12 protein-coding genes are annotated in these 9,358 nt (G+C 69.9%); 6 read left to right on the forward strand and 6 right to left on the reverse strand.

Annotated elements, in window-relative coordinates; all coding sequences use genetic code 11:
• The first annotated feature begins 475 nt into the window (after positions 1 to 475).
• Positions 476 to 1,210, forward strand: coding sequence for a pentapeptide repeat-containing protein (locus ACZ4FV_RS32675; protein WP_465323953.1), 735 nt, complete (start codon positions 476 to 478; stop codon positions 1,208 to 1,210).
• 581 nt (positions 1,211 to 1,791) lie between these two features.
• On the forward strand, positions 1,792 to 2,079 hold the full coding sequence (locus ACZ4FV_RS32680; RefSeq protein WP_465323954.1) for a hypothetical protein: 288 nt from the start codon (positions 1,792 to 1,794) through the stop codon (positions 2,077 to 2,079).
• Positions 2,080 to 2,158: 79 nt separating this feature from the next.
• On the opposite strand, the gene ACZ4FV_RS32685 is transcribed toward ACZ4FV_RS32680, so the two are convergent.
• The 3 genes from ACZ4FV_RS32685 to ACZ4FV_RS32695 form a co-directional block, all read right to left on the reverse strand.
• Entirely contained in the window at positions 2,159 to 2,548 is a 390-nt protein-coding gene (locus ACZ4FV_RS32685; protein ID WP_465323955.1) for a hypothetical protein, read from the reverse strand.
• Positions 2,548 to 3,072 carry a MarR family transcriptional regulator gene (locus ACZ4FV_RS32690; RefSeq protein ID WP_402239357.1) on the reverse strand — a complete coding sequence of 175 codons (525 nt, stop codon included), beginning with the start codon at positions 3,070 to 3,072 and terminating at the stop codon, positions 2,548 to 2,550. The genes ACZ4FV_RS32685 and ACZ4FV_RS32690 overlap by 1 nt, the downstream gene beginning before the upstream one ends.
• A 1,217-nt stretch (positions 3,073 to 4,289) precedes the next feature.
• The gene (locus tag ACZ4FV_RS32695) at positions 4,290 to 4,484 is read right to left on the reverse strand and encodes a hypothetical protein (protein WP_402239347.1); all 195 of its coding nucleotides are present in this window, start codon (positions 4,482 to 4,484) and stop codon (positions 4,290 to 4,292) included.
• A gap of 9 nt (positions 4,485 to 4,493) precedes the next feature.
• Between ACZ4FV_RS32695 and ACZ4FV_RS32700 the strand changes: the two genes are divergently transcribed.
• Positions 4,494 to 4,718, forward strand: coding sequence for a hypothetical protein (locus ACZ4FV_RS32700; protein WP_402239344.1), 225 nt, complete (start codon positions 4,494 to 4,496; stop codon positions 4,716 to 4,718).
• A 63-nt stretch (positions 4,719 to 4,781) separates the two neighbouring features.
• Here ACZ4FV_RS32700 and ACZ4FV_RS32705 read toward each other — a convergent pair whose 3' ends face one another.
• From ACZ4FV_RS32705 to ACZ4FV_RS32715, 3 genes are all read right to left on the reverse strand, one after another.
• The gene (locus ACZ4FV_RS32705; RefSeq protein ID WP_465323956.1) at positions 4,782 to 4,931 is read right to left on the reverse strand and encodes a hypothetical protein; all 150 of its coding nucleotides are present in this window, start codon (positions 4,929 to 4,931) and stop codon (positions 4,782 to 4,784) included.
• 172 nt (positions 4,932 to 5,103) lie between these two features.
• A complete protein-coding gene (locus ACZ4FV_RS32710) occupies positions 5,104 to 5,865 on the reverse strand; it encodes a hypothetical protein (RefSeq protein WP_465323957.1) in 762 nt (253 codons plus the stop codon).
• Between the two features lie 490 nt (positions 5,866 to 6,355).
• Entirely contained in the window at positions 6,356 to 6,625 is a 270-nt protein-coding gene (locus tag ACZ4FV_RS32715) for a hypothetical protein (RefSeq protein WP_465323958.1), read from the reverse strand.
• Between the two features lie 697 nt (positions 6,626 to 7,322).
• On the opposite strand from ACZ4FV_RS32715, the gene ACZ4FV_RS32720 reads away from it, so the two are divergent.
• From ACZ4FV_RS32720 to ACZ4FV_RS32730, 3 genes are all read left to right on the forward strand, one after another.
• On the forward strand, positions 7,323 to 8,207 hold the full coding sequence (locus tag ACZ4FV_RS32720) for an RNA polymerase sigma factor (RefSeq protein WP_402239333.1): 885 nt from the start codon (positions 7,323 to 7,325) through the stop codon (positions 8,205 to 8,207).
• The gene (locus ACZ4FV_RS32725; protein ID WP_465323959.1) at positions 8,204 to 8,911 is read left to right on the forward strand and encodes a hypothetical protein; all 708 of its coding nucleotides are present in this window, start codon (positions 8,204 to 8,206) and stop codon (positions 8,909 to 8,911) included. Before ACZ4FV_RS32720 ends, ACZ4FV_RS32725 begins: the two co-directional genes overlap by 4 nt.
• Positions 8,912 to 9,054: 143 nt before the next feature.
• Positions 9,055 to 9,342 (forward strand): STAS domain-containing protein, encoded by a 288-nt coding sequence (locus tag ACZ4FV_RS32730; RefSeq protein ID WP_465323960.1) that lies wholly within the window; start codon positions 9,055 to 9,057, stop codon positions 9,340 to 9,342.
• Positions 9,343 to 9,358 lie beyond the last annotated feature (16 nt).

Genomic DNA, 9,358 nt, shown 5'->3' on the forward strand with positions numbered 1-9,358 from the left:
AACCTCACCGTCGCGCTGACATTTTCTCCGCGTCCGACAACAGTGAACTTGGCAGCGGGCTTGGCCGCTATGTGTCAGTGGGTTGGCTGTGAAAGTTGTCAGTGCGGGTTGGCAGGGGTTTCACGGTCGGGACTGTTGCCGGGTCGGGTAGCTCGTCCATGAGGCGGAGGCTGTACGCAACCCCGGGCGCGACGGTGTCCGCAGTCGGACCGCGTTGGATCAGCCAGACCTCGGCCAGCGAGTCGAGTGCGAACTGCTGCCGCACCGTCGGAGCGGGAGGGGGCGTCCGGCTCGAATAGGCCGAGGTTGCATTGGACGTCCCCGCTGCCGCAGGTCGGTACAGGACGAAACCGTTGCCTGGGGCGTGATCGTCTCCGGCGGTATGACGTCGCCGCCCGCACCGTTACCGAGACCTCCGTCGTGGCCGCACTGTGCCGAGGGGGCGAGTGCGGCCGACCCGGTGGGATGCCGGGGTGTGCACGTCGCCGGGCACACCCTGTGCCTGGCGCACCTCAACCCGGGCAGTCGTGCCGCGTACCTCGCGGCCCTGTCACCCGGCTCCGACGTGGACCACCGCGGCACTACCTTCGACGGCCTGCTGCTGACCGAACTCCTCCACGCACTCCGAGACCCGACCACCGGCCGCCCACACCTCGGCACTGCGCAGTTCAACGGCGCGACGTTCTCCGCCGACGCCCAGTTCGACAGCGCGACGTTCTCCGCCGACGCCCGGTTGAACGGCGCGACGTTCTCCGCCGACGCCCAGTTCCGCGGCGCGACGTTCTCCGCCGAGGCCCAGTTCCGCAGCGCGACGTTCTCCGCCGACGCCCAGTTCGACCGCGCGACGTTCTCCGCCGACGCCCGGTTGAACGGCGCGACGTTCTCCGCCGACGCCCGGTTCCGCGGCGCGACGTTCTCCGCCGACGCCTGGTTCGACAGGGCGACGTTCTCCGCCAACGCCCAGTTCGACCGCGCGACGTTCTCCGCCAACGCCCAGTTCGACAGCGCGGCGTTCTGCGCAAACGCCCGGTTCCGCGGCGCGACGTTCTCCGCCGACGCCTGGTTCGACAGGGCGACGTTCTCCGCCAACGCCCGGTTCGAAAGGGCGACGGTGACGGACCCGAACGAACTGACCTACGAGGGAACCGTGTCCGGACGCGACCGCCTGCTCCGACTCGACCTGCCCCACCTCCCCCTCCCCCGGACCTGACACGCCACCCGCACCATGCGGTCGAGGTCGAAGCGCTCAGCCCTGGGGCGCTCCGCGCCGCCTGGATACCGCCATCGAGGGCCTGGTCGAGGACGTGCACCAGCGGAACGTCCTCACCCGCGCCGAAGAACACGACCGGCGCATCCTGCTCAGCCTCCATGAAGCCCTCGACGACCACACCCACCGCGGGCCCGCCCCCGATACCGAAGGCGGGTCAGAAGTCTGCTCGAACTTGCCTCACAACTAGCGGATACGAGTGAGGCAAGTCCCAGAAACGGCACATGCCTCACCGGTTTTCACGGCTCAAGATAAGCATGGTCGACGACACCTTCGGCGACACGACTCCGCGCGCCGGCCGGCCGGCCGGGGAGGGGGTCGTCCGGCGACCTCGGGGGATGGGTCGCCGGACGCACAGCCCCGACCACGGGGGACGGTCGCCGCACACACGCACAACGAGCCGCCGTGCGCCCGGTGACGCACCCGCCCGACGGCCTCGCGCCGAGCTTCCACGAGGTCGTCGGCCCCCGAGAACGCGGCTCGGTGCACGTGATGTGTCGGTGGGCAGCTGTAGCGTCCGTCGGATGAGTATCGAAGCAACTCGTGTCAGTGGGGCCGAGGTCCGGGTCAGCCTGTCCCCGGAAGCAGTGGAACGCGTACGGGCGTTGATCGGGCTCGGGCTCGCCGCGTCGCTTGAGGACTACGTGGCCGACTCGGTCCGCAACAGGCTTGCCGGATTCCAGGACTTTGCCGCCGGATCAACCGGGCGGCCCGACGGCGACCCGAGGGAATGGGTCGTACCCGGCCGCAGTGCACAGCCGGCCCGGCTGCGCGGGGATGCACCCATGCACATGGCCCGGGACAAGCAGTAGCCCTCGATCCCGCCTGTGCGAGGGATTGCCCCGGGTCCTGAATCGGGGTGCCACCGGGAACCTTCGGCGGCATCCCGATTCAACTGACCGCGGACAGCGGCGGAGCGTGCCCCACCCTCGGCGGGGGTTGTACGTACAAAGGCACGGTGATGTCGGGGATGTCGTCGCGGCGGACGGCCTCGATCGCGGCGTGCTCGTAGTCCTCGCTGGACGCGTAGCCCGCGATCAACGGGTGCAGGCGCTTGGCGCCGCGAGCGCCGATGACGAGATTGCATTCGCGCAGGGTGCGCATGCTGCGGGAGACGGTGACCTGGCTGATTCCGAGGGCTGCGGCCATGTCGACCTGGCTCTCGAGGATCGACCCGCCGGGCTGCTGAACGGACTGGAGCCGGGCGAGGACGCGCATGGCCGCCGGGGGGAGGTCGAGGTCGGGCAGTATCGACCACAGCGCCGTCGACGAGTACAGCATCACGTCGTCCCCTTCTTCCTGCTCCTCGGCGCCGGCATCTCCGGGACGCAGACCTCGTCCGGGAACCCCGACGCCAACGCCAGCGCCCGCGCATCCGCCAACGTGGCCCTCTGCGCGTTCCCGTTGCCCATGTAGGCGAGCAACGGATTCACCTGGTATACCCCGCGCTTCACCTTCCGCACCCAGTTCAGGGCGCTCAGGCCGGTGAGCTCGGTCGACACGGTCGACCGCGGGATGCCCAACGCGTCGGCGATCGCCTGCTGGTTCATCCCGACCAGCGACTCCTGCTGCCGTCCGATCATGTACAGCATGATCGCGCACTGCCGCGGCGAGACGACCCTCGCGGCCACGGATTTCGCCAGGACGTTCGCGAGGTAGTCGTTGCTGACCAACGAGAAGCCCTCGTCGCCCAGCATGTGATGCGGGGACCGGTAGTGCAGGTCGACCGAGACCCGGTCCACCGAGCGGGGAACCCGGGGGGCCTTCGTGACGATCGCCTCGGTGATCGCCTGACCCAGGCTCACCCGCCGCGGCGGCTGACCGGGGCCCGGCGACGGGGACGGATCCGTCCGCGACCTCGACGGTGATACGGGGATCGGGCGTGCAGGCTCGGTCACTCGGGTCCTCCCAGGGATCTCACCCCGGCGACGATAGCGATCTTTACCCCCGCGGTTATGGAACTTGCCCCCCGCCGTTAAGTCGTGTCGCGATGTGTCGGCCCAGGGCCGACACATCTCCGACTGATGTGTCGCACGCGGCCGGCGCCGGCCGGCCCGTCACCGTTCGCCGCCGGCGAGTGATGCGCGGCCGTCCGCACCGCAAGTCGGCACAACAATCGGGGAGTTAACCATGAGGGTTAAGTCACGCGGAGATATGTAAGCCCAGCACGACACATCCATCAGAGATATGTCGTAGCTGTCACGACATACCGTTTCGCAAAGCCGCAGGTCAGCCCCCGAATTCGCCGGTTCGCCTCTCAAAGAACCCGACCCGGGCGCGACGCAACCTCCGCGTTCGGCCGACAACCCAGGTTCCTCGAAACGGCCACGACGCCGTCAACCGGACCGGCTCGCCGTCCTCGGCGACCGTTCCGTCCATGCTCACCAGCGCCTGCGGCGGCCGCTGTTCCGTATCGCCTGCCGGCGCCATGGCACGCGGGGCGCGCCATCGGGGGGCGTTCCGCCGCCCCCCGATCCCCCCAGGCGGTTCGTGCCGTCCCACAGGACCCCCGTTCGTACCCGGGTCGTGTGCCGCCGGTCGAGGCTTGCGATTTGCGAGCCCACGTTCGGTCGAGTAGGCGACGACGATGGAGCAGCGGCGGCGGAATCGGCGACGAATCGGGCAGGAGCGGAGGCCTGTTCGTTTCAGCGACTGAGGTAACGCTCGGGTTCGCGATCCGACCGTGATCGGTTGACCCGCCGTGCTGCGACTGCTGCGGCGAAAGTGACACCACCTCGAACCCCCGGAGTACTTTCATTGATCCATTCGGTGACCGTCCAACGCCCCGGCCAGTCCCCCCACTGCTCGACCGCCGTACTCGTGCACCCGATCGTCAGTCCGTGAATGGCGTGACCGCATGTTCGCAGCGAGGACCAGGCCACGCCTGGAACGGCACCGCCACCACGGGGAACAGCCCCGGGGTTCCGCAGCGAGCACAGGCCGCTGCAGGAACCCATCGACGAGATCGGCAGCGGGAGTTACCAACCGGGATGCCACCGGGAGCCTTCGGCGGCATCCCGATTCAACTGACCGCGGACAGCGGCGGAGCGTGCCCCACCCTCGGTGGGGGTTGTACGTACAGCGGCACGGTGATGTTGGGGATGTCGTCGCGGCGGACGGCTTCGATCGCGGTGTGCTCGTAGTCCTCGCTGGATGCGTAGCCCGCGATCAACGAGTGCAGGCGCTCGGCGCCGCGAGCGCCGATGACAGGCAGCACACTGGTCCGATGGCAGACGCATCCGAACGACGCAACGCGACGTTCTCGGCTCCGGTCGGCTCGATCGACCTGCCGGCCGAGACCGCGGACGGCACACCGTACGAGATCTGGCCCTGCCACGACTGTCTTCCGTGGCACGCAGAGGTCATCGTCGCTGGCGACGAGGTCGTGGTGCGCGAATGGCATGCGATCGACTGCCCGCAGTACCGGGAACTGCTGTCGAACGAAGACTGAACTCCCACGACCGGCCCGCCCCTCGGCCATCGTTCCCTGCCGGGCACCCGGCTGTCGACGGCTTCATTCGTCCAGCCGGAGCCGGCCCCGCTCGTCGATGTACGCGTCGTAGATCTCGTCGCCTAGGACCACGCCGTCGATGACGACCTCGACGTCCTCGTCCACGTCGAGGAACACCACGCCGTCGTCGTCGGTGTACGCGGGCCAGATCACGCCCTCGCCGACGACCTCCTCGAAGTAGAAGTCGCCCCTGTACCGCCCGAACCCATCACGGCCCCCTCGCCCCGCTCCCCGCACCAGCGTGACGCACCACCGGACCCGAGCGACAGACCGCCGACACCCGAACCTCGGCACCCACCGGGCGGGTCGCCGACCGCGCGTCGGGTCAGGGCGCGGGGCGGGGGCGGCGTACCGGCGCGTGGTAGTAGTCGAGTTCCCACCCGGCGCGCTCGAGCGGGACCCGGTGGGGCACGGTGCGCACGCCGGAGGCGACGGTGACGTCGCGATCGCCCATCAGGGCGAACACGATCCACGTCTGGCGGTCCGTCTCCCCGTCGCGGGCGGCGTAGTACCACTTGGCGACCACGCCCTGGTCCTCGCCCAGGAACGGTTGTTGGAGGAACTCCTGCACTCGCGCGGGCAGATTCCCCAACACACCGGAGTCCCGATCGTCCAAGCCCAGATCGGCCGGCACCGCCGGAGTCGACGACGAATCCCGCACCGGGGTGTCGCCAACAGGACGGCGGGGTCGGAAGAACCGGGATGTCCTGCCCCGAGGGTCCGGCGCGTCCCGGTGGAAGGACCGCCGTATCAGGGCGTCGGGCTCGAACCGCACCCGCTCCACCAGATACACGCGTCGACCCTCCCGCACGACGGATGCCGCCCGGCACATGCCCAGCGGCCCGAACACGAACACTTCCGGGTACTCGTCCTCGTCCAGCTCGCCCCACCACGCCCACCGCCCACCGGCCTGCGCCTCCAGGCGCTCCCGCGTCCTGGGACCGAGCAGGTCCCAGCACCTCTCCCGATTGGTCCCCGCCGGGTCGGTGGGCAACACCCCGGCCGCGTGCACCTGCGCAACCTCTTGAACCGCGCCGCGATCCGGCGTCCGGTCGGTGACCTCACCGTCGGTCCTGACCGCGGGCAACGATCCCTCGGGCGAGGGGACCGGCGGCCGCGGATATCGCCCGGTGCCCCCATCGCCACGCCATGCGCCAGCCATGCCGACCTCCCCCTTCGTCGGACCACCCCGATGGTCCAGTCTGGGCGAAGTCCCGCACGCCGCGCGAGGGTTCGACAACATGGGGTGACCATCGGTCGAAGGGGGACGGTCATGGGCAGTTGCCCGAGGTCGACGAAGGGCAGCCGGGGCGGGAAGAGCTGCGGCAACAACGCCCGGCCCGGCGAGCGCTACTGCGCCAAGCACTCCAGCGGTAAACGACCGAGTGGATCGAGGCGGTCGCGGAAGAGGGCCGGCTCCGGCGACGGGTGCGGTGGCCTGTTCATCCTGACCCTCACCACCCTCGTGATCCTCGCTCTCGGCATCTGGACGTGACCGCACCACACCCACGGCACCGGTCGACGACGGACGGGCTTTTTCAAGAACCCGACCTCATACGGGGTCGGTGCGGCCGACCTCAGTCGACCAGGGCGTCGTGGCGGTACTGCTGCACAAGGGCCTCGTCGGTGGCGAGTCGGAACGGCCGGATCTCGGGCGGGGTGACATCGACGCCGTCGTGGGTGGCGCAGTGGTGGGCGAGCCAGCGCTCTTGCTCTTTGCGGTTGGGAGCGAAGGCCATGTACGCGTAGACGTATCCCGCGTCGCCCCGCTGCACCTCCATCGGGTTCAGGACCTGCCCGTACTCCAACGGGTTCCGGCACTGTCGGCCGGCGGTCGTCCGAGCCACACACGTCAGGACGGGCGGGTCAATCGGGGCGATCCACCGTCGTCTGCGAAGAACAACCAATTCCGTCGTGTCCGGCCCTTCTGGGTGCAGTTGCGGGTGTCGGGGCAGGTGGCGCAGCCCCTGGCGTCGACATGCACGCCCGGGACGAACGCGATCTCGGCGCCGTCTATCCGCGCATCCGAGCAGCGGATCACCGTCGTGGACCGACCACTTTTGTGGGATGTACTCCGACTGTACGCGTTTTCGGTCCGATTCGGTCGTGAGGGGGAGTGGTTCGTGCGTTCGGTGTTCGATCGGGGTGTGAACGTGGCCTGTGAGAGGTCGAATTCGACTATTGCTCGTATTCCACCCGTATCCGGGCTGGTGAAACAAGAACGTGTTGCCGATTGCGTGATCGGCCGAAGATTTTGCGTGACCGACTTTGACAGACGGGGGTCCTTGAACGAAGTACCGAGCGAGGGCGCCTGTGCCCGGCGGCGCTTTTCGTGTGGCGCGTCGGCGAGCGGGAGCCGATCGGACGACGGGAGAGGAGAGGAAGTGTGTTGAGCGACATGCTCGGGTCGAGTGGCAGGCGGGCGTGGGGGGTCATAGGCCGGTCGGTGGGGTGTTCGGGCGGGCACGTGATCGCGTGCGGGCGATCTTGCGGTCCCTGCGAGGGGGACGTGTCGTGGCGGACGCCGGCGAGGAACGGTCGCCGGTGAACGATCACCCCGAACAGGCCGTCGAGATCGACCTGACGAATCGCCTCCCGCAGGACTATGTGGCGTTCTGCCGCACGGTGGAACCGCTTCTCGCGCGCTACGCCCTGGAGTTCGGCGAGAGCGCCGCGGAGGCGGACGACGTCGTCACCGACGTCCTGGTGGACCTGTTCCACGACTGGACGCTGATCGCCCCCGACGTTCGGGCCGAGCGCACGTTCCGGATGCTGGGCGCGACGCTGGTGGACCGGCGCCGGCGGCGACGGGTGCCGCGTCGGACGCCGGGGGCCCGCCCCCGGCCGGACGAGACGCCCGTCGGTGCTCCCGAGGACTTCGTGCTGTTCTGGGGCGCGAACAAACGTCACCTGACGCGGTACGCACGCCGGCTCCTGCGTTCCGATCACGACGCCGAGGACGTGGTGTCCGAGGCGTTGTTCGAGCTTTATCGATGCTGGGACGCCTGCGGTCGGGAGATGCCACACGCGGTCGTCTACCGGATCGCCAGGAGCCGCGCGGCCGATCTGCTGCGCCGCCGCGCGAGGGCCGGGGAGGTCCCCACCGACTTCGCCGCCCCCGACGCGCGGGAGTTCGTCTCCACCATGGCCGCCCCCGACGATCCCGACGCCGGCGTCCCCGACGGCGAGCTCCTGGACCTCCTCGATCGGGCCGTCGAGGGCATGCCCGAGAGAAGAGGCGCCTGCGTCCGGCTGCATCTGCAGATGCGGCTGCCCCTCCAGGACGTCTCCGTACTCCTGGGAGTGAGCGCGTCCACCGTCCGCACCCACATCCACATCGCGCGCCAGGAGCTGCGTCGCGCGCTGGGCCCCCGGATGCCGAAACCCACCCGGACCACACGGATCGCCGCCCGGAAAGGGAACACATGAGCCGCCAGAGTCCCCTCGAGCGGGTGCTGCGGGAGCGCCGTCGCGTCATGGACCGCGCCTTCGCTCCCCACGACACCGACGCGGCCATGCGGCGGTTGACCTCTCGCATCGTCCAGGACGAACTCCTGGCCGACCTCGCGGCGCACCGCCGCGAACGGCCCTCGCGGTTGGCCGCCTTCGCCGACGCCCACGCCGCGCGGCTGTGCGCCGCGGCGACACTGGAACACGTCTGCCGCGGCGTCGTCTCCGGGCCCGCCACCCGGGGGATCCTCGAGGACTTCGTGAAGCTCCCCATGCCCGCAGGCGCCTTCGTGTTCGCCTGCCTGCTGTACCTGGCGGGCCGTCCCGACGGCGCGGTGTTCTGGTGGCAGTACGCCGCGGGCGCGGAGGAGGCCGGGGCCGTGCGCTGCCTGATCCTGTTCAACCACGTCGAGGGCGAGCCCGGGACCGCCGCCCACTGGGATCGCTTCCACGACAACCCGGCGCCACCCGCGGCCCCGGCGACGATCGCCGATGACGACGCGACGTCGGCGGCCCGTGCCGCCGTCGGCATCGAGATCGTCGAGCACCCGGAGTTCGGGGAGATCTGCCTTCCCAACATGGCCGGTGCCGAATCCGGTATCGAGGTCGTCGAACACCCGGAACTGGGCGAGATCTGCGTACCGAAGGTCCGCCTGCCGCGCCTGCTGTGCCCGAGCACGTGAGCGGCGCGTGCGGCGAACGCCGACGACGGATCCGCCGGACCCGGCCGGCCTCGACGGGGGCGCGCCACCGCGTTTCGCGGGGCGTGTGCGGGGCCGGAGGCCAACGGTCGCCGGCCTCGACCCAAACCCTCGACGCCGGGGTCGTGGTGACCCTGTGCGGCGAGATCGACATCGCCAACATCTCCCCGGTGGAGCACGAACTCGCGCGTTTGGAGGGCGTTCGCGCCGGCGACGTGTACGTCGACCTGCGCGAGGTGACCTTCCTCGACGTCCGCGCCGTCGGCGCCCTCGTACGCGCACGCGAGCACGCCGGCCGCCGCGGAACCCGCATGCGCCTGGTGTGCCTGCGCCCGTTCACGCTGCGGATGCTCGAAATGGTCGGCGGGTTTGCCGTCGTCGACGAGCTGCCGCTGCCGACCGACGTGCCGTGAGCCTCGCCCGGTGCGG

The organism is Embleya sp. NPDC025285 (assembly GCF_055558835.1).

Coding starts and splice junctions, on each gene's coding strand:
- ACZ4FV_RS32680 (WP_465323954.1), top strand. CDS start 1,792: ATGAGTATCGAAGCAACTCGTGTCAGTGGGGCCGAGGTCCGGGTCAGC.
- ACZ4FV_RS32685 (WP_465323955.1), bottom strand. CDS start 2,548: ATGCTGTACTCGTCGACGGCGCTGTGGTCGATACTGCCCGACCTCGAC.
- ACZ4FV_RS32700 (WP_402239344.1), top strand. CDS start 4,494: ATGGCAGACGCATCCGAACGACGCAACGCGACGTTCTCGGCTCCGGTC.
- ACZ4FV_RS32725 (WP_465323959.1), top strand. CDS start 8,204: ATGAGCCGCCAGAGTCCCCTCGAGCGGGTGCTGCGGGAGCGCCGTCGC.